Source organism: Actinobacillus porcitonsillarum, assembly GCF_003101015.1.
GTDB lineage: Bacteria > Pseudomonadota > Gammaproteobacteria > Enterobacterales > Pasteurellaceae > Haemophilus_A > Haemophilus_A porcitonsillarum.
The window spans coordinates 1893151-1912915 of record NZ_CP029206.1 but is presented as its reverse complement, the minus strand read 5'-3'; the positions used below and the strand labels follow the sequence as shown (position 1 = coordinate 1912915).

Genomic DNA, 19765 nt, shown 5'->3' with positions numbered 1-19765 from the left:
AAACATACCTCTTTATTATTAGATTTTTTTTTTTAGTTGGTTAAAATGCGAAACATCTAGATGTTTAATTAACAATACTTTCAATCAACTGATTTCATTCATTAAAAATAAAAGGAACGCATTATGCAGATAACCAAAGTTGCCGTAGCCGGCACATTAGAATCTAGCGATGCACAAGTGCGAATTGCACCTTCTGCACAACTGGAAATCGAACTCAACAGTTCAGTAGGTAAACAATTTGGTGATGACATTTTAGCCACCATCAATGACGTTCTAAAACAATTTAATGTAACCGCAGCTCAAGTTATTGTAGAAGATAAAGGCGCACTTGATTGCGTACTTCGTGCAAGATTGAAAGCTGCGCTTTTACGTGCAACAGACGAAAAAATTGATTGGGAGAAAGTGCTATGAAATTAAGAAGAAGTATGCTGTTTGTACCGGGTTCAAATGCAGCGATGATTAGCAATACTTTCATCTATAAACCTGATTCAATTATGTTTGACCTTGAAGATGCGGTCGCTTTAAAAGAAAAAGATTCTGCACGTATCTTAGTTGCTCACGCATTGCAACACCCGCTATATCAAGAAATTGAGACGGTTGTTCGTGTTAATCCATTAGATTCTGAGTTTGGTTTAGCGGATTTAAATGCCGTTGTACGTGCAGGTGTTGATGTTGTGCGTATGCCAAAAACCGAAACAGCGCAAGATGTAATTGATATGGATCGTGAGATTACTGAAATTGAAAAAGCGTGTGGTCGTGAAGTCGGTTCAACCAAAATGTTAGCGGCAATTGAATCACCACTTGGTATTACGCAAGCAAACCAAATTGCAACCGCCTCTAAACGTTTAATCGGTATTGCATTGGGTGCAGAAGACTACGTACGTAATTTAAAAACAGAACGTTCACCTGAAGGTATTGAATTATTATTCGCACGTTGCTCAATTTTACAAGCAGCACGTGCAGCCGGTATTCAAGCATTTGATACCGTATATTCAAACGCAAATAACGAAGAAGGTTTCTTAAAAGAAGCGGCTCTGATTAAACAGTTAGGTTTTGATGGTAAATCATTAGTGAACCCTCGCCAAATTGAGTTACTACATAATTTATTTGCACCGACACAAAAAGATGTGGAACAAGCACAAAAAATTATTGAAGCAGCAGAAGAAGCTGAACGTAATGGTTTAGGTGTTGTTTCATTAAACGGTAAGATGATCGATGCACCGATTATTGATCGTGCAAGATTAGTGCTTGAACGTGCTAAATCAGGTATTCGTGAAGAGTAAGGGGAAAGAAAATGACAACTAGAGAACAACGTGTTGAAAAATTTAATGGCGGTAAAGCTGTTTATCAAGCAGTGCCAAAAGCTGAATCTCTTGCTCGTACTGCGAAAGACCGCAAAATTTGTGATAGTTTAGAAGATGCTATTCGCCGTTCAGGCTTAAAAGATGGTATGACCGTTTCGTTTCACCACGCTTTCCGTGGTGGCGACTTTGTCGTAAATATGGTGATGGATAAAATTGCTGAAATGGGCTTTAAAAACCTAACTTTAGCTTCAAGTTCATTGATCGATAGCCATTTCCCAATCGTAGAACACATTAAAAATGGTGTTGTAACCAAAATTTACTCATCAGGTTTACGTGGTAAATTAGCAGATGAAATTTCAAAAGGCATCCTTGCTGAGCCGGTTAATATTCACTCGCATGGCGGCCGTGTTCACTTAGTGAAATCAGGTGAATTAAAAATTGACGTGGCATTTTTAGGGGTACCTTGTTGCGATAAATTCGGTAATGCCAATGGTTTTACCGGTAAAAGTAAATGTGGTTCATTAGGCTATGCTCGTGTTGATGCGGAATTTGCTGATAAAGTTGTGCTTTTAACAGAAGAATTTGGCGAATATCCACTTCATCCAATCAGCATTGCACAAGACCAAGTGGATTTAATCGTACAAGTTGATGCTGTTGGCGATCCGAAAAAAATCGGTGGTGGCGCAACACGTATGACTACAAACCCTCGTGAACTTTTAATCGCTCGTAAATGTGCTGAAGTAATTTTTGGTTCGGGCTACTTTAAAGATGGTTTCTCATTCCAAACCGGTTCTGGCGGTGCTGCACTTGCCGTAAGCCGTTTTATGGAAGAAAAAATGCGCCGTGAAAATATCACTGCAAGTTTTGCATTAGGTGGAATTACTTCAAGCATGGTGGCATTACACGAAGCAGGTTTAATCAAAAAACTGATTGACGTTCAATCTTTCGATAAAGATGCGGCAGAATCCCTTGCTCGTAACCCAAATCATATCGAAGTATCGGCTAACCAATATGCAAACTATAGTTCAAAAGGTGCTTCTGTTGAGCGTTTAGATGTGGTTATTCTTTCAGCACTAGAAATTGATACCAAATTTAATGTAAACGTATTAACAGGATCTGATGGTGTTATTCGTGGTGCTTCAGGTGGTCACTGTGATACGGCATCCTCTGCTCAAGTTGCAATTATCGTTGCGCCATTAGTTCGTGGACGTATCCCAACGGTGGTAGAAAATGTTATTACTTGTGTAACCCCAGGTGAAAACATTGATGTTCTTGTAACCGATCACGGTGTTGCGGTAAACCCTAAACGCCCTGACTTAATTGAAAAATTAACAGAAGCAGGTATTCAATTATTCACGATTGAACAACTTTGTGAACGTGCGTATAGCATTACAGGTAAACCGAAAGATATTGAATTCACAGATAAACCTGTTGCGGTTGTTCGTTACCGTGATGGTTCTGTGATTGACACGGTATATCAAGTAAAAGCATAAAAAGATAAGCGAGCATAAATTTTATACTCGCCTTATTGAGTAAGCGGTCAATATGTTTGAGCAATTTTATAATGATTTTTCTTTGGACGGTGAAGAGGTAAGTCTTGAGCAGCTACTTGAAGCTCGAGAAAACCGAGTTCAACTTCAGCAACAATGTTTAGCACAATACGGTCAAACAGTATTGTCGCTCACTTTGCTTGCGGTAGGGGGCGTTAAGAAAAATGCGTTGCTCGATTATGTGTTTGCAAGCGCATTAGAAAATTTGACCGCTTGTTTTTCGGCTTTAGGGGTAAAGCCCACAGCAGAATTTATTAGACCGTTAAATACGGGACATGAAGCATTATTTGTACTGCCTATTGAGGCTGACAAGCTAAAAAGGGCAATGATCGCTTTAGAAGAGAGTTCGCCTCTTGCTCGTTTATGGGATATCGATGTTATTCAAGCGGATGGCAGATTATTAAGTCGTACAGAATTTAATTATCCGCCTCGCCCTTGTTTAGTCTGTCAAGATGAAGCAAAAGTGTGTGCCAGAGCAAGAAAACATAGCTTTGAAGCGATTTGGAGCGAAATGAAGACGCGTGTTCAGGCAGATGATTTCTCACAGCGAATTGCCACAATGGTTTATCAAGCATTAGTTGATGAAGCAAGATTATCGCCAAAACCAGGTTTAGTGGACAGTATAAATAATGGTTCTCATCAGGATATGAACCTGAAAACTTTTGAGCAAAGTGCGCTAGCATTACGCCCGTTTTTTGCACAGTTTGTATTAAAGGGGATAGAAACCGTCAATTTGCCCCATTCGCAAATTTTGGCACAAATTAGACCGCTTGGTGTTATTGCAGAAAAGGCCATGCGGCAGGCAACAAATGATGTGAATACCCATAAAGGCGCAATTTTTGCATTTGGGTTAATTTGTACCGCGATTGGACGATTGTATGCGTTAGATGTAATAGAAAATCAGCTTAAGCAAAACCACTCTTTGGTTAATGCTATTTGTGAACAAGTTGCTCAATTTACTCAGGGTTTAACAGAAGAATTAAAGCATTATCCTGATCATCAACCTCTTACCGCTGGCGTTAGATTGTTTAGAGAATATGGTTTAACAGGCGCCAGAGGGGAAGCAGAAAGTGGCTTCTTATTAGTAAGACAAGCATTAGACTTTGTTGAAGCATACAAAAATGTTGAATTACAACATCAATGGTTAATTATATTATTGTATTTAATGGCAAATAATCCCGATACGAATGTTGTTAATCGTGGGAAGATGGAAGGTTTAACATTTATACAAAAGGAGGCGAGCAAGCGGTTGGAAAATAGTACGATTTTACAAAATAAAGACAGCTTGATTGCAAGTCTCGCAGAATTTGATCAAGCCTGCATTGCACGTAATTTGAGTTCAGGTGGCAGTGCAGATTTATTGGCATTAACGATTTTTTTAAAATGTTATCTTAAATCTTAATAGAGGTGAACTATGGCTTTATCTAAAGCGCAAAAAGTTGCAGTACTGGTTGCAATACCTGTGCTCTTCTTCTTACTGCCTGCACCAGAGGGACTTTCTCTGATTGCTTGGCGTTTATTAGGGATCTACATTGCAACAATCGTAGGTCTTGTGATTAAACCATATGGCGAGCCAGTATTATTACTTGCAGCTGTCGCGGCTTCTGCTGCAACTATCGGTAATACGGCTGGTGCAGAAGAATTTGTGAAAGTAAGCCATACGCTTGCGGGTTATCAATCAGGAACAACGTGGTTGATCTTTACCGCATTTACGCTTAGTTCTGCATTCGTGATTACCGGTTTAGGTAAACGTATTGCATATCACATGATTAGTTGGTTAGGAAGCACAACTCTCCGTTTAGGTTATGTGACTGTTTTCCTTGATTTATTACTTTCTCCGGCAACTCCGTCAAACACGGCTCGTGCAGGGGGGATTGTATTCCCAATTATTAACAGTGTGGCAGTCGCTTTAGGTTCAGATCCGGAAAAATCACCTAAATTAGCAGGTCGTTACTTATTGTTAAACGTATATATGGTGGTAAAAACAACCAGCTATATCTTCTTAACAGCGATGGCGCCTAACGCATTAGCATTATCATTGATGTCTCCAATTTTAGGTTTAAACTTAAACTGGGTTCAATGGTTTTTAGCTGCTTCTGTACCAGGTTTATTATGCTTATTTATCATTCCATTTATCTGCTACATTATTGCTAAACCAGAGTTAAAAAATGTAGATAATAAAGCGATTGCGAAAAAAGGCTTAGATGAATTAGGTCCAATGTCTTTCCGTGAGAAAGCATTAGCAGTGTTATTCGTATTAGCGTTATTTGGCTGGATTTTCTCTGATTTCTTAAATGTAAATGCAACAACAGTTGCGTTAATTACCATGGTACTTTGCGTTGTATTAACCATCGTATCTTGGGATGATATCCGTAAAAATAAAGCGGGTTGGGATACCTTAATTTGGTACGGTGGTATCATTGGTATGTCTGGCATTTTAGAGAAAGCAGGCTTCTTCAAATGGTTAGCAGATACATTAAGTGCAAACTTAAACTTTGGCGACCATGGTAACATTGCTTTAATCGTTATTTTACTCTTGAGTGTTGCTGTACGTTACTTATTTGCATCAGGTGGTGCTTATGTAGCTGCAATGGTTCCTGTATTTGCAACAGTCGGTAAAGTAGCAGGTGCACCGGTTGAATTATTAGCATTAGGCTTATTATTCTCTAACTCTTACGGTGGTTCTGTAACGCACTACGGTGGTGGTCCAGGTCCAATCACATTTGGTGCAGGTTATAACGACATTAAATCTTGGTGGACAGCAGGTGCAGTGATTGCATTCGGTAGCTTACTCATTCACGCAACATTAGGTATTGCTTGGTGGGAGTTCCTGTTCAGCGCAGGTTGGTTACCAACAGTAAACTAAGATAAATTCTAATTAAGCGGTGGGGTTTTGTAGATCTTTTACAAAACCCCATTGTTTTTTCACATAATATGTTATTTTTCTAATGAATTAAGTTTTAACAAATTGTTAAAATTACGATCTAGATCACAAAATTAGGTTAAAATTTGCAATAAAATAAAATTCCTTCCATTCTCTCGTTTTAATAAGGATACAGTATGAGTGATTTAAAACAACAGGCATTAGACTTCCACGAATTTCCCGTTCCAGGCAAAATTTCCGTTACACCAACTAAAAATTTAGCTACTCAGCATGATTTAGCATTAGCATATTCTCCAGGTGTTGCTGAGCCGTGTCTCGAAATTGAAAAAAATCCGGCAGCAGCAAGCCGTTATACTGCGAGAGGCAACTTAGTGGCAGTGATTTCTAATGGTACTGCGGTTTTAGGTCTAGGTAATATTGGTGCATTAGCATCCAAACCAGTAATGGAAGGTAAAGGTGTACTATTTAAACTTGAATTGTCAAACCAAGTGCAACGATTTTTTGAAGTAAACTTCATAAGGTGTTTTCCAACCTAAACATTTACGTGGTCGTAAATTCAGTTTATTGATCACCTGTTGAATATCAACTTCGCTCCACTGATTGATGTCTTGGTGCTTCGGAAAGTATTCACGAAGTAACCCATTTGTATTTTCATTCGTTCCCCGTGTCCACGGTTGATGCGGCTCGGGGAAGTAAAATTCTACACCCAGTGCTTCTGTTACCAAACGATGTTGGGCAAATTCTTTACCACGGTCTGGCGTAATTGACCGCAATATATGTGAATCCAGCAATTCAATCATGGCTTTTTGGACTGCTTCGGCTTTTTTGGCAGGAATTTTCTTCACCAACTCAAAACGACTTTTGCGTTCCGTCAGCGTCAGCAAACAAGCTCCACCCGCTTTACCCAGTACGGTATCGGCTTCCCAATGTCCAAAGCGACTGCGATTTTGCGCCGAAATGGGACGGTCGTTCAAATGGTTGGATATCTGAATTTTGCCACGTTTTTCATGATGATTTTTTGTATGCCGTGTTTTGCCTTTGTGGCGCAGTTTGCGACTGGCTTTGCGTTCGCCTATATCAAACAACCCTGAATAAATACCACGATAAATGGTTGAATAACTAATGGATAATTCAGATTTTTCCAATTTTAATCGTGCGCTGATTTGTTCGGGCGACCAGTTTTCTGTCAGAAACTTTTCTTGCACCAAATTGAAATATTCAGGCTGCTCTAATTTGCGCTGTGCTTTGCTATTTTGACGATGCTTCAAATAGCTGTTTTGTGCGTTCGTTGCACTGTAGCTTTCTAGAGCGTGTCGTTTCAGCTCGCGAGAAATGGTGCTGGAGCTACGTCCCAGTGCTTTGGCAATTTCTGCTTGTTTTTTGCCCTGTGCGAGTAAAATCATTATCTTTTCTCGCTCGTTTATTGTAAGATGTCGGTAGGAAGTACTCATCATTTGGAAGTGGTTTTTGTGTGGAAACAAAATTATATTCTAGTTGATGAGTACTTCTTTTTTTGTTGCACTTGGATTGTAAATTCAGCAAAAATTTGCTGGCGTTGATGTTTTTGATATCGAAATTAATGAGACAGATCCGGATAAATTAGTTGATATTATTGCCGCATTAGAACCAACATTTGGTGGTATCAATTTAGAAGATATTAAAGCACCTGAATGTTTCTATATCGAGAAAAAATTGCGTGAGCGAATGGGTATTCCAGTTTTCCATGATGATCAACATGGTACGGCGATCATTGTTGGTGCAGCTGCCTTAAACGGCTTGCAAGTAGTAGGTAAAAAAATTGATGAAGTGCGTTTAGTAGTAAACGGTGCTGGTGCTTCAGCAATTGCTTGTACAAACTTATTACGCTCTTTAGGTTTCAAAAAAGAAAATATTACTATGTGTGACTCTAAAGGCGTTATTTTCCAAGGTCGTGGCGATAACATGGATGAAACTAAACAGTTTTATGCTATTGAAGATAATGGCTGGCGTACATTAGCAGATGCCATTCAAGGTGCCGATGTGTTCTTAGGCTGCTCTAAAGCCGGTGCATTAACGCAAGATATGATTAAAACAATGGCTGATAATCCGCTTATTTTAGCACTAGCAAACCCAGTTCCTGAAACGACACCACATGAAGCTAAAGCAGTTCGTCCAGATGCCGTTGTTTGTACAGGACGTTCGGATTACCCTAACCAAGTTAATAATGTTTTATGTTTCCCATTCCTTTTCCGTGGTGCCTTAGATGTTGGCGCGACAACCATCAACGAGGAAATGAAAATGGCAGCAGCACACGCAATCGCAGATTTAGCGAAAGAGCCTGTGCCTTTTGAAGTTATTTCAACTTATGGTTCTTTAACATTTGGTCCAGATTATGTAATTCCAACACCTTTCGATCCTCGCTTAATTGAAGTAGTATCTTCTGCGGTAGCAAAAGCTGCAATGGAAAGTGGCGTGGCAACTCGCCCAATAACCGATTGGAAGGCTTATACTGATCGTGTTAGAAAATTAGTAGAATAATGTGAAATAACAAGAAAAAGAGATGGAATGCCATCTCTTTTTTTGCATTTTTTTTCTAAATCGTGTAGAATTGCGCCCGACTTTTAGTCACATAATTTTAGGGAAATAGCTGGGTCGCCTGCTATTTTTTATTTTTACGGAATGAAAATTCCATTATTTAAGAGAATTAAACAATGTCATTCAAATTCGAAGCTGAAGTTCGTACAGCGCAAGGTAAGGGTGCGAGCCGCCGCCTGCGTCACAATGGTCAAGTTCCTGCAATCATCTACGGTGGTTCTGCAGAGCCTGTATCAATCGTATTAAACCACGATAATGTAAACAACGCACAAGTTCACGATGCGTTCTATAACGAAGTGTTAACTATCGTTGTTGCAGGTAAAGAAGAGCAAGTTAAAGTACAAGCGATTCAACGCCACCCAACAAAACCAAAACTTGTTCACTTGGACTTCAAACGCGTGTAAATTTTGCTATAAAAATTTATATAGAGTCAACAAAAAACCCTCTTGTTTATACAAAAGGGTTTTTTTATTTAAAGGGGAAAGAGATTTTAAGAACAAATCTGTCTACGATATATTGTTTTTAAATTAACAGGGATTATCCACAACAATTACTAATATCTTTAAATGGTATTTGGTTTTTTCCTCCACCAGCCATTTCAATTAGTTCATCCATTTTATTTATAGTAATATATTTCCCTTGGACGGTAATCATGCCACTTTTTTGGAATCGTCCTAAAAGCCGACTAATGGTTTCAATAGTTAAACCAAGATAATTACCTATATCGCCTCTTGTCATTGTCAGGCGAAATTCTCTAGCCGAGAAACCTCTAGCTGCAAAACGTTGAGATAAGTTATAGAGAAATGCAGCTAATTTTTCTTCTGCACTCATTTTAGATAGTAATAAAATCATTTCTTGATCGCTTTTGATTTCATTACTCATTAAGCGCATAATTTGATGCCTAATTTTAGGCATTTTACCTGCTAAGTCATCTAAAATATCAAATGGAATTTCACAAATCATTGCTGTTTCTAAAGCTTGAGCGAAACCCACGTGTTTCATATTCATAATAGCATCGAAACCTATTAAGTCTCCTGGTAAATGGAATGCTGTGATTTGTTCTTCTCCATTTTCGCTTAGTGTATAACTTTTTAAAGTTCCCGAACGAATAGCATAAATAGAACGAAGTTCATCGCCAGATTGGAAGATGATTTGAGATTTTTGGATAGGTTTTTTACGTTCAATTATATTATCAAGTTGAGTGAGTTCATGTTCGCTCAAGGTAAAAGGTAAGCAAAGCTGACTAATACTACAGTTTTGGCAGTGAATCGTACAAGCTGTTCTTCCTGAAGTTTTTGAATCAGACACAATTTTCATACTCATTCCGTGTTAATTTGACTAAAATTTGATTTAAAGCAAATCTTACCATTTATTTCCAAGGGAAGAAAGTATAGATTTGATAACAAATCTCCTTTCTTAAAAATGTGATAAGAATTTTTACATTTTAATAAAAAAATGAGAAGTATATCTCATTTTTTTATAGAAGAATTTGCTAATATATCAATAACAAAAACAGACACAACAAGGAGTCTATTATGTATAAACATATTTTAGTTGCAGTTGATCTTTCAGAAGAAAGCCTTGTTTTATTACGTAAAGGTGCTGGAATTGCAGAAAAATGTGGAGCTAAATTATCTATCATCCATGTAGATGTAAATTTTTCAGATCTTTATACTGGCTTAATTGATATTAATATGTCTGCTGTACAAGATAGTGTTTCAGTAGAAACCAATAAGGCATTAGATGAATTAGCATCAAAAATAAACTACCCTGTTGCGGAACGCTTGAACGGTACAGGAGATTTTTCTCAGGTATTGGAAGAAGCAGTTGAAAAACATAATGTTGATTTACTGGTTACAGGACATCATCAGGACTTTTGGAGTAAATTTATGTCTTCAACTCGTCAAGTAATGAATAGCGTTGCAGTCGATATGCTTGTTGTCCCGTTAGAAAGTGAATAAGTGAATTAATATTCTACTAATAAATAACCGCTTGAAGCGTTTTGCATCAGGCGGTTATTTTTTAGAAAAATTTTTAGATAAAAAAGCAACATTTTTTATTATTCTATTTAGCAAAATGAATGTAAAAGGTGTAGAATAGATTAGTTATAGATATGTTACGAATTTATTTTTATGTTTAAATCAAGAGCGTTATTAGAATGAAAACGACATCAGAAATCAGACAATCCTTTTTGGATTTTTTCCAAAGCAAGGGACATACGGTTGTAGAAAGTAGTTCGCTTGTGCCGGAAAATGATCCGACATTATTATTTACTAATGCGGGAATGAACCAATTTAAAGACGTTTTTCTTGGCTTAGAAAAGCGTCCTTATACACGAGCGACAACCGCGCAACGTTGTGTTCGTGCCGGTGGTAAACACAATGATTTAGAAAACGTAGGCTATACCGCCCGCCATCATACTTTCTTTGAAATGATGGGAAACTTTAGCTTTGGTGATTATTTCAAACAGGATGCTATTCAATTCGGTTGGGAATATTTAACGTCTCCGCAATGGTTAGGCTTACCTAAAGAAAAATTATATGTTACGGTATATGAAACGGACGATGAAGCCTATGATATTTGGCATAAAATCGTAGGAGTACCAGCTGATCATATTATTCGCATTGGTGATAATAAAGGTGCACCATATGCTTCAGATAATTTCTGGGCAATGGGGGATACCGGTCCTTGTGGTCCTTGTACCGAGATTTTCTATGATCACGGCGATAAATATTGGGGTGGTTTACCTGGAACACCTGAAGAAGATGGCGACCGTTTCATCGAAGTTTGGAACATTGTATTTATGCAATTTAACCGTCAAGCAGACGGAACAATGGAAAAATTACCAAAACCATCGGTGGATACAGGAATGGGGTTAGAGCGCATGACAGCAGTTATGCAGCACGTAAACTCAAACTATGAAATTGATATTTTTCAAACATTAATTAAAACGATCGCAGAGTTATTAAATGTTAAAGATTTAGATAACAAGTCATTACGTGTTATTGCCGATCATATTCGCTCTTGCTCATATTTAATTGCTGATGGCGTTGCGCCTTCAAATGAGGGTCGTGGTTATGTGTTACGCCGAATTATTCGCCGAGCAGTCCGCCACGGGAATATTTTAGGCGCTAAAGAAGCCTTTTTCTATAAATTAGTGCCTACTTTAGCGCAAGTAATGGGACACGCAGGCGAAATTGTTGCACAAAAACAAGCGCATATCCAAAAAACATTGAAAGCGGAAGAGGAACAGTTTGCTCGTACGCTTGAGCGTGGTTTGGCGTTATTAGAAGACGCTTTAACAAAAGTAGAGAATAATACCCTTTCAGGCGATGTGGCATTTAAGTTATACGACACTTACGGTTTCCCATTAGACTTAACGGCGGATGTTTGCCGTGAGCGTAATATCGTCATTGACGAAGCTGGCTTTGAAGCTGAAATGCAAGCTCAACGTGAAAGAGCAAAAGCAAGCAGTAACTTTGGTGTGGATTACAATAATGTTATTAAAGTTGACGGTAAAACCGATTTTATCGGTTATGATAATTTAACCGCTGAAGCAACTGTAGTGGGATTATTCAGCAATGGTAATGCTGTTGATGTGGTTAAATCAGGTGAAAATGCGATCATTATTTTAGACAAGACGCCATTCTATGCAGAAATGGGTGGTCAAGTTGGTGATAGCGGTCGAATTTCAACAGAATTTTGCCAATTTCATGTTGTAGATACGCAAAAATATGGGCAAGTATTTGGTCATATCGGACAGATTGAAGCCGGAGAATTAAAAGTTGGCGATAAAGTAACGGCTGAAGTCGCAGCAGAGCGTCGTCATAGCATTCAATTAAATCACTCTGCAACACACTTGCTACATTCAGCATTACGTGAAGTTTTAGGTACACATGTAATGCAAAAAGGTTCGTTAGTGAATGAAAACGGCTTACGTTTTGACTTCTCTCAACCGGAAGCAATTACTAAAGAGCAGCTTGAAGCGATTGAGCGTATTGTTAATGCAAAAATTCGTGAAAACATTGAAGTTGTGATCGAAGAAATGGGCATTGAAGAAGCGAAAGCAAAAGGTGCAATGGCGTTATTCGGAGAGAAATATGGCGATGTTGTACGTGTTGTTGATATGTCTGTCTTCTCAATTGAGCTATGTGGTGGTACGCATGTAAAACGTACAGGAGATATTGGTCTATTTAAGATCACTTCTGAAGGGGCAGTTGCAGCAGGTGTTCGCCGTGTAGAAGCGATTACTGGTGAAGCGGCATTAGCTTGGTTGCATAATTTACAACAAATGACGCAACATTCTGCGGAATTATTGAAAGCAGATAGCACAAATCTTGTTGAAAAAATCCAACAACTTCAAGATAAAGCAAAACGTCTTGAAAAAGAGCTACAGCAATTAAAAGAGAAGCAAGCTTCTCAAGCTGGGGCGGATTTAGCAAAACAAGCTAAACAAATTAACGGTGTGAATGTTGTTGTAACGCAATTAGAAAATACTGAACCTAAGGTACTAAGAACGATGGTTGATGACTTGAAAAACCAACTAGGAAGTGCCATCGTAGTATTAGGAACGGTAGCTGATGACAAAGTGAACTTAATTGTTGGAGTTAGTTCTGATTTAACCACGCAGATTAAAGCAGGAGAACTTGTTGGCGAGATGGCTACATATGTTGGAGGTAAAGGCGGTGGTCGTCCCGACATGGCTATGGCTGGTGGTTCAGAACCACAAAATTTAGCAAAAGCACTTAACTTTGCACAAGAATGGATTCAAGCAAAATTATAATCTTATATAACGAAGGCAAGGTAGAATGAATCCGCCTTGCCAGCCCCAATATCTAAGGGCTTTTATCTTGGAGGTAAAGATGCTTATTTTAACTCGGAAGACAGGAGAAAGTTTATTCGTAGGAGACGATGTTGAGATTACTGTACTAAGTGTACGCGGTAATCAAGTTAAATTAGGGGTAAATGCACCTAAGGAAATTTCAGTACACAGACAAGAAATTTATCAACGAATTAAAAAAGCTGAGGAAAATCCACCTGAGCAGGAAGAATGATGTCCAGGCAAGTATTACAAGGAAATATTCTATGAGTAAATTAACATGCTTTAAAGCATATGATGTTCGTGGTCAATTAGGCACGGAGTTGAATGTTGATATCGCATACCGAATCGGTCGAGCCTTTGGGCAGTTTTTAAAGCCTAAATCGGTAGTTGTTGGTGGCGATGTTCGTTTAACCAGCAATGAACTGAAAAGTGCCGTTACAAATGGATTGCTCGATTCAGGTGTGGATGTGATTGACTTAGGTCTAACGGGAACAGAAGAAGTTTATTTTGCGACCTCATTCTTGAAAACCGATGGTGGTATTCAGGTAACTGCAAGTCATAATCCGATGGATTATAATGGCATGAAATTAGTGCGAGAGGGTTCTCGTCCAATCAGTGCGGATACCGGCTTAGCCGATATTCAGCGCTTAGCGGAAGAAAATAACTTCCCAGTTGTAGAAAAACGCGGTGTTTATACCCAAAAATCAGTACAAGGCGAATATGTTGAACATCTTCTTTCTTATATTGATTTAACGAAATTGACCGCTAGGAAGTTAGTTATCAACTCGGGCAATGGTGCAGCAGGGCATATTATTGATGCTATTGAAGCGCAATTTAAAGCAAAACAAGTACCAGTAGAGTTCGTTAAAGTACATAACAATCCGGATGGTAATTTCCCTAATGGTATTCCTAACCCTATTTTGCATGAAAATCGAGAAGACTCTATTAAAGCAGTATTAGCGAATAATGCAGATATGGGGATTGCATTTGATGGCGATTTCGATCGTTGTTTCTTGTTTGATGAAAAAGGTGGCTTTATTGAAGGTTACTATGTGGTTGGCTTACTTTCAGAGGCTTTCTTAGCCAAAAATAAAGGAGCTCGCATCATCTACGATCCACGTTTAATTTGGAATACTGAGGAACTCGTTACTCAATCGGGGGGGATTCCAGTGATGTCTAAATCTGGTCACTCATTCATTAAAGAAAAAATGCGTGAAGTAGATGCTATTTACGGTGGAGAAATGTCTGCCCATCATTACTTCCGTGATTTCTTCTATTGTGATAGTGGTATGATTCCTTGGTTGCTTACATTAGAATTACTTTGCACAAGTGGCAAATCTTTAAGCCAATTAGTTGGGGCTCGACTAGAGAAATATCCGTCCCCGGGCGAAATCAACAGCAAATTAAGTGATGCAAAAGCAGCTATTGAACGAGTCAAAGCGGTATATTCTGATGCTAAAATTGAGACTTTAGATGGTATTAGCGTGGAATACGAAAACTGGCGTTTTAACTTGAGAAGTTCTAATACAGAACCTGTTGTGCGTTTGAATTTAGAAACGCGTGGCGATAAGCAACTGATGCAACAGAAAATGGATGAGATTTTGGCTTTATTACGTCAATAATCATAAAAATATGTAAAATCTTTAGCAAAATTAACCGCTTGCACTATAATGTTAGCGGTTAATTTATCTTACAACAAATAAAGGAATAAATATGAAAGTCATTATCCCTGTCGCTGGTTTAGGCACACGTATGTTACCTGCAACTAAAGCTATTCCAAAAGAAATGCTAACGGTTGCTGATAAACCCTTAATTCAATATATCGTCAATGAATGTGTGGCCGCGGGCATTAAAGAAATTGTTTTAGTCACTCATTCTTCGAAGAACGCTATCGAAAACCACTTTGATACTTCTTTTGAACTAGAAACGATGCTTGAGAAACGTGTTAAGCGTCAATTATTAGATGAAGTGCGTTCTATTTGTCCGAAAGATGTGACAATTATGCATGTTCGCCAAGGTAATGCAAAAGGCCTAGGGCATGCCGTATTATGCGGTCGAGCTGTGGTAGGTAATGAACCTTTTGCTGTGGTATTGCCAGACGTTATTCTCGCAGATTTTAGTGCAAATCAAAAAACAGAAAACCTAGCAGCGATGCTCAAACGTTTTAAAGAAACGGGGAATAGTCAAATCATGGTTGCACCAGTACCAATGGATGAAGTCAGTAACTACGGTGTAGTTGATTGCGGCGGGGCTGAAATCAATGCAGGCGAAACGGCTACAATTAATCGCATTGTAGAAAAACCAGCAAAAGAAGATGCACCATCAAATCTTTCTGTTGTAGGTCGTTATGTGTTCTCAGCAAATATTTGGGATTTATTGGAAAGAACACCTGTAGGTGTTGGTGATGAAATCCAATTAACCGATGCGATTGATATGTTAATTGAACAAGAAACGGTAGAAGCATTTAATATGACTGGTCGTACTTTTGACTGTGGTGATAAATTAGGCTATATGGAAGCCTTTGTTGAATATAGTTTACGCCATGATAAGTTTGGCAAACAATTCAAAGAGTATATTAAATCATTAGCGAAAACGTTATAATTTATAAAGCCTCCCTATTGGGAGGCTTATATTTAGAAATGATATTTTTCCACAGCCGTCAGCATTCCTCTCAACAGATTTAGCTCATTCGTTTCTAATCTAGCTCTTTGATAAAGCCGTCTTAATTTCAGCATGACAGCATCATTGCGGATAAAGCCCAATTCTTTGTATAAACGTTCGGTATGCTCGAAAAAGTATTCTAAAGCTTCGTTGCTTGGATAGGCTGCTCTCTCTGCAAGCGGTGAGATTTGGCTATTTTTTTGCAAATCTTGTTGGGCTAGCCATGCCATGCGAACTTCATAGCATGCTAATTGAACCGCCATTGCTAAATTGAGTGAGCCGTATTCCGGATTGGTGGGGATATTTAAATGGTAATGGCATTTCAATAGTTCTTCATTGGTTAAACCAATTCTTTCTCGTCCAAAAACAAGAGCAACTTTCCCTTTTAATGTATGTTGAACGGCAATTTCGCCGCATTTTCTCGGTTCAATCAGCGTATTTTGCAAATGACGAAGCCTTGCACTAGTGCCAATCACGATATGGCAATCGGCAATCGCTTCTTCAAAAGAAGCAAAAGTTTGTGCATTATCCAAAACATCTTTTGCGCCGGCAGCAAGCGAAACAGCTTGTTCATCAATCGGCTGTTTGGGGGAAACAAGACAAAGTTGAGTCAGCCCCATTGTTTTCATCGCCCGAGCCGCAGAGCCTATATTGCCGGAATGGGAGGTTTCAATCAGAACGATTTTAATTTGATCTAAGTTATTCATTTTTGTTCTATTTGGTTGCATGTTTATTGTGCTAAATTTTAGCAAAAATTACTACATCTGAGAATTTGTTATTAACCATAAAATAATTGAATTGATAGGCATAATTTTTTTACAAATCTTTCTCATTTAGTGGTAGAGTATTTACGTTTTTTTTCAAAACTATTGGGCTATTTTTATAGCGTTTCAATCCACTATCCAATACAGGAGTCAATATGCTTATTGGTGTACCTAGAGAACTGCTAAACGGTGAAACACGTGTTGCTGCAACACCGAAAACCGTTGAGCAGATCAAAAAACTTGGTTTTGAAGTCATTGTTGAACACAATGCCGGCTTTAAAGCGAGTTTTGAAGACGATGCATTTGTAAAAGCAGGTGCAGCTGTCGGCACAACAGAAGAAGTTTGGAATTCGGACATTATTTTTAAAGTGAATGCGCCGACTGAACAAGAAATTGCACTGATTAAAGAAGGGGCAACGCTGGTTAGTTTCGTTTGGCCTGCGCAAAATCCAGAATTAATGGAAGCATTGTCGGCGAAGAAAATCAACGTGTTAGCGATGGATGCTGTACCACGTATTTCTCGTGCGCAAGCGTTAGATGCCTTGTCTTCAATGGCAAACATTTCAGGTTATCGTGCGGTTATCGAAGCGGCTAACGCATTCGGTAGTTTCTTTACCGGACAAATTACCGCCGCAGGTAAAGTGCCACCGGCGAAAGTGCTTGTGATTGGTGCAGGTGTTGCCGGTTTAGCGGCAATCGGTGCGGCAAATAGCTTAGGTGCGATTGTGCGTGCGTTTGACTCTCGTCCTGAAGTAAAAGAGCAAGTGAAATCAATGGGCGCAGATTTCTTAGAAATCGACTTTGAAGAAGAAGGCGGCTCAGGTGATGGTTATGCTAAAGTGATGTCGGAAGAATTTAACCGTCGTGCGATGGCACTTTATGCAGAACAAGCCAAAGAAGTGGATATTATTATTACCACTGCAGCAATTCCGGGCAAAGCAGCTCCGCGCTTAATCACAAAAGAAATGGTGGATTCAATGAAACCAGGTTCGGTAATTGTAGATTTAGCGGCGGCAACAGGCGGTAACTGTGAATATACCAAAGCAGGCGAAGTCGTTGTTACAGAAAACCAAGTGAAAGTGATTGGTTATACCGACTTTCCGGCACGTTTACCAACACAATCTTCACAACTTTACGGTACAAACTTAGTTAATTTATTGAAATTATTAGCACCAAATAAAGATGGTGTGATCGATATTAACTTTGAAGATGTGGTACTTCGTGGCGTAACGGTTATTCGTGATGGCGAAGTTACGTGGCCTGCACCACCAATTCAGGTTTCAGCACAACCGCAACAAAAACAAGCGGCAGCACCTGTTGAGAAGAAAGAAGAAAAACCAGTGGATCCACGCAAAAAATATGGCGCAATGGCAGCTACCGGCGTATTGTTCCTATGGATCGCATCTGTGGCACCAGCGGCATTCTTATCACACTTTACCGTCTTCGTGTTGGCTTGTGTGGTCGGTTATTACGTGGTGTGGAACGTTAGCCACGCATTACATACCCCGTTAATGGCGGTAACGAATGCGATTTCAGGCATTATTATCGTTGGGGCGGTGTTACAAATTCGCCAACCAACTGGCAACTTATTTATTGATATTCTTGCCTTTATTGCGATTTTAGTGGCGAGCATCAATATCTTTGGTGGCTTTAAAGTTACCCAACGTATGTTGGCAATGTTTAGAAAAGGTTAAGGAGAGCAACAATGTCTTTTGGTTTAGTTACAGCGGCATATATTATTGCTGCCATTCTTTTCATTATGAGCTTAGCCGGTCTTTCTAAACACGAAACTGCCAAAGCAGGTTGCTGGTATGGTATCGTGGGTATGGGTATTGCACTAGTGGCAACCATTTTCGGACCGCAATCACAAGGTACACTTTGGATCTTGATTGCAATGGCTGTGGGTGGATATCTTGGTGTACGCAAAGCCTTAAAAGTGGAAATGACAGAAATGCCGGAATTAGTGGCAATTCTTCACAGCTTCGTAGGTTTAGCAGCGGTTTTAGTTGGCTTTAACAGCTGGGGCTTACACGTTGAGGCAGTTCCTCCGGCTAATTTAGATGAAGTGGCTTTAGCCGCATTCCACGCAGAACAAGCAACCTTAGCGAATATCCACAATGTTGAAGTGTTCTTAGGGATCTTCATCGGTGCGGTAACTTTCTCAGGTTCATTAGTGGCATTTGGTAAATTAAGTGGCAAATTATTTGGTCGCAAAGTATCATCAAGCGCTTTAAATTTACCGCACAAACACAAATGGAACTTAGCGGCGTTAGTGGTTTCAGCCTTGTTAATGGTGGCATTCTTAAATAACCCACATAACATTTTCCCTGTCTTGTTAATGACGGCTATCGCACTAGCGTTCGGTTGGCACTTAGTGGCTTCTATCGGTGGTGCGGATATGCCGGTAGTTGTTTCAATGCTTAACTCTTACTCAGGTTGGGCAGCGGCAGCAGCAGGCTTTATGTTAAGCAACGACTTGCTTATCGTAACCGGTGCGTTAGTAGGTTCTTCAGGTGCGATTCTTTCTTACATTATGTGTAAAGCGATGAACCGCTCATTTATCAGCGTGATTGCTGGTGGCTTCGGTAACGATGTTCAAGCAAGCAAAGGCGATGAAGAATACGGCGAACACCGTGAAACCACTGCTGAAGAAGTGGCGGAAATGCTGAAAAATGCAAGCTCTGTGATCATTACGCCGGGATACGGTATGGCGGTTGCACAAGCACAATATCCGGTGGCTGAAATTACGGCAAAATTACGTGAGAAAGGCATTAACGTTCGCTTCGGTATCCACCCTGTTGCAGGTCGTTTACCGGGTCATATGAACGTATTACTAGCAGAAGCGAAAGTGCCTTACGATGTGGTATTAGAAATGGATGAAATCAATGATGATTTCGAAGATACTGATGTAGTATTGGTTATCGGTGCGAACGATACCGTAAACCCAGCGGCATTAGACGATCCATCAAGCCCAATCGCAGGTATGCCGGTGCTCGAAGTATGGAAAGCACAAAACGTTATCGTATTCAAACGCTCAATGGCGGTAGGCTACGCAGGTGTACAAAACCCATTATTCTTCAAAGAAAATACCCAAATGTTATTTGGTGATGCGAAAGAACGTGTGGATGATATTTTAAGAGCGTTGAACTCTTAATCTATGCTATAAATGAAAAGAGAGCAAATTTGCTCTCTTTTTTATCTTCTAT

The 19765-nt window shown here is 39.3% G+C and carries 16 protein-coding genes and 2 pseudogenes; 15 read left to right on the top strand and 3 right to left on the bottom strand.

Annotated elements, in window-relative coordinates:
* Nucleotides 1-123: 123 nt before the first annotated feature.
* The 6 genes and pseudogenes from citD to DDU33_RS09190 form a co-directional block, all read left to right on the top strand.
* Complete coding sequence (gene citD / locus DDU33_RS09215; RefSeq protein WP_005820944.1) at nt 124-411, top strand: citrate lyase acyl carrier protein; 288 nt, start codon at nt 124-126, stop codon at nt 409-411.
* Nucleotides 408-1283, top strand: a complete 876-nt coding sequence (gene citE, locus DDU33_RS09210) for a citrate (pro-3S)-lyase subunit beta (protein ID WP_005820945.1) — start codon at nt 408-410, stop codon at nt 1281-1283. The genes citD and citE overlap by 4 nt, the downstream gene beginning before the upstream one ends.
* An 11-nt stretch (nt 1284-1294) precedes the next feature.
* The gene (gene citF, locus DDU33_RS09205; protein WP_108924830.1) at nt 1295-2797 is read left to right on the top strand and encodes a citrate lyase subunit alpha; all 1503 of its coding nucleotides are present in this window, start codon (nt 1295-1297) and stop codon (nt 2795-2797) included.
* 52 nt (nt 2798-2849) lie between these two features.
* Nucleotides 2850-4256, top strand: coding sequence for a triphosphoribosyl-dephospho-CoA synthase CitG (gene citG, locus DDU33_RS09200; RefSeq protein WP_108924829.1), 1407 nt, complete (start codon nt 2850-2852; stop codon nt 4254-4256).
* A 12-nt stretch (nt 4257-4268) separates the two neighbouring features.
* A complete protein-coding gene (locus DDU33_RS09195; RefSeq protein ID WP_108924828.1) occupies nt 4269-5720 on the top strand; it encodes an anion permease in 1452 nt (483 codons plus the stop codon).
* Between the two features lie 194 nt (nt 5721-5914).
* Nucleotides 5915-6208 (top strand): annotated as a pseudogene (locus DDU33_RS09190) (malic enzyme); the annotation flags it as partial.
* Between the two features lie 9 nt (nt 6209-6217).
* Here the strand turns inward: DDU33_RS09190 and DDU33_RS09185 are convergent.
* On the bottom strand, nt 6218-7192 hold the full coding sequence (locus DDU33_RS09185; protein ID WP_012478345.1) for an IS30-like element ISApl1 family transposase: 975 nt from the start codon (nt 7190-7192) through the stop codon (nt 6218-6220).
* A gap of 85 nt (nt 7193-7277) precedes the next feature.
* Between DDU33_RS09185 and DDU33_RS09180 the strand changes: the two are divergent.
* Both DDU33_RS09180 and rplY read left to right on the top strand, forming a co-directional pair.
* A pseudogene (locus DDU33_RS09180) lies at nt 7278-8255 on the top strand (malic enzyme-like NAD(P)-binding protein); the annotation flags it as partial.
* 173 nt (nt 8256-8428) lie between these two features.
* Nucleotides 8429-8716: a 50S ribosomal protein L25 gene (gene rplY / locus DDU33_RS09175; RefSeq protein WP_005820950.1), complete on the top strand. Its 288-nt coding sequence runs from the start codon at nt 8429-8431 to the stop codon at nt 8714-8716.
* Between the two features lie 133 nt (nt 8717-8849).
* Here rplY and DDU33_RS09170 read toward each other — a convergent pair whose 3' ends face one another.
* Nucleotides 8850-9629, bottom strand: coding sequence for an FNR family transcription factor (locus tag DDU33_RS09170; RefSeq protein ID WP_005820951.1), 780 nt, complete (start codon nt 9627-9629; stop codon nt 8850-8852).
* Nucleotides 9630-9847: 218 nt separating this feature from the next.
* On the opposite strand from DDU33_RS09170, the gene DDU33_RS09165 reads away from it, so the two are divergent.
* From DDU33_RS09165 to galU, 5 genes are all read left to right on the top strand, one after another.
* Nucleotides 9848-10273, top strand: a complete 426-nt coding sequence (locus tag DDU33_RS09165) for a universal stress protein (RefSeq protein ID WP_005820952.1) — start codon at nt 9848-9850, stop codon at nt 10271-10273.
* Between the two features lie 197 nt (nt 10274-10470).
* Nucleotides 10471-13095: an alanine--tRNA ligase gene (gene alaS, locus DDU33_RS09160; RefSeq protein ID WP_005820954.1), complete on the top strand. Its 2625-nt coding sequence runs from the start codon at nt 10471-10473 to the stop codon at nt 13093-13095.
* A 79-nt stretch (nt 13096-13174) separates the two neighbouring features.
* Complete coding sequence (csrA, locus tag DDU33_RS09155; protein ID WP_005820955.1) at nt 13175-13366, top strand: carbon storage regulator CsrA; 192 nt, start codon at nt 13175-13177, stop codon at nt 13364-13366.
* 31 nt (nt 13367-13397) lie between these two features.
* On the top strand, nt 13398-14756 hold the full coding sequence (locus DDU33_RS09150; protein WP_108924827.1) for a phosphohexomutase domain-containing protein: 1359 nt from the start codon (nt 13398-13400) through the stop codon (nt 14754-14756).
* Between the two features lie 91 nt (nt 14757-14847).
* The gene (gene galU, locus DDU33_RS09145) at nt 14848-15735 is read left to right on the top strand and encodes a UTP--glucose-1-phosphate uridylyltransferase GalU (protein ID WP_108924826.1); all 888 of its coding nucleotides are present in this window, start codon (nt 14848-14850) and stop codon (nt 15733-15735) included.
* Between the two features lie 32 nt (nt 15736-15767).
* Here galU and trmJ read toward each other — a convergent pair whose 3' ends face one another.
* Nucleotides 15768-16502, bottom strand: coding sequence for a tRNA (cytosine(32)/uridine(32)-2'-O)-methyltransferase TrmJ (trmJ, locus tag DDU33_RS09140; protein ID WP_039896124.1), 735 nt, complete (start codon nt 16500-16502; stop codon nt 15768-15770).
* Nucleotides 16503-16714: 212 nt separating this feature from the next.
* Between trmJ and pntA the strand changes: the two genes are divergently transcribed.
* Nucleotides 16715-18253 carry a Re/Si-specific NAD(P)(+) transhydrogenase subunit alpha gene (gene pntA, locus DDU33_RS09135; protein WP_108924825.1) on the top strand — a complete coding sequence of 513 codons (1539 nt, stop codon included), beginning with the start codon at nt 16715-16717 and terminating at the stop codon, nt 18251-18253.
* An 11-nt stretch (nt 18254-18264) separates the two neighbouring features.
* Nucleotides 18265-19713, top strand: a complete 1449-nt coding sequence (gene pntB / locus DDU33_RS09130) for a Re/Si-specific NAD(P)(+) transhydrogenase subunit beta (RefSeq protein WP_108924824.1) — start codon at nt 18265-18267, stop codon at nt 19711-19713.
* Nucleotides 19714-19765 lie beyond the last annotated feature (52 nt).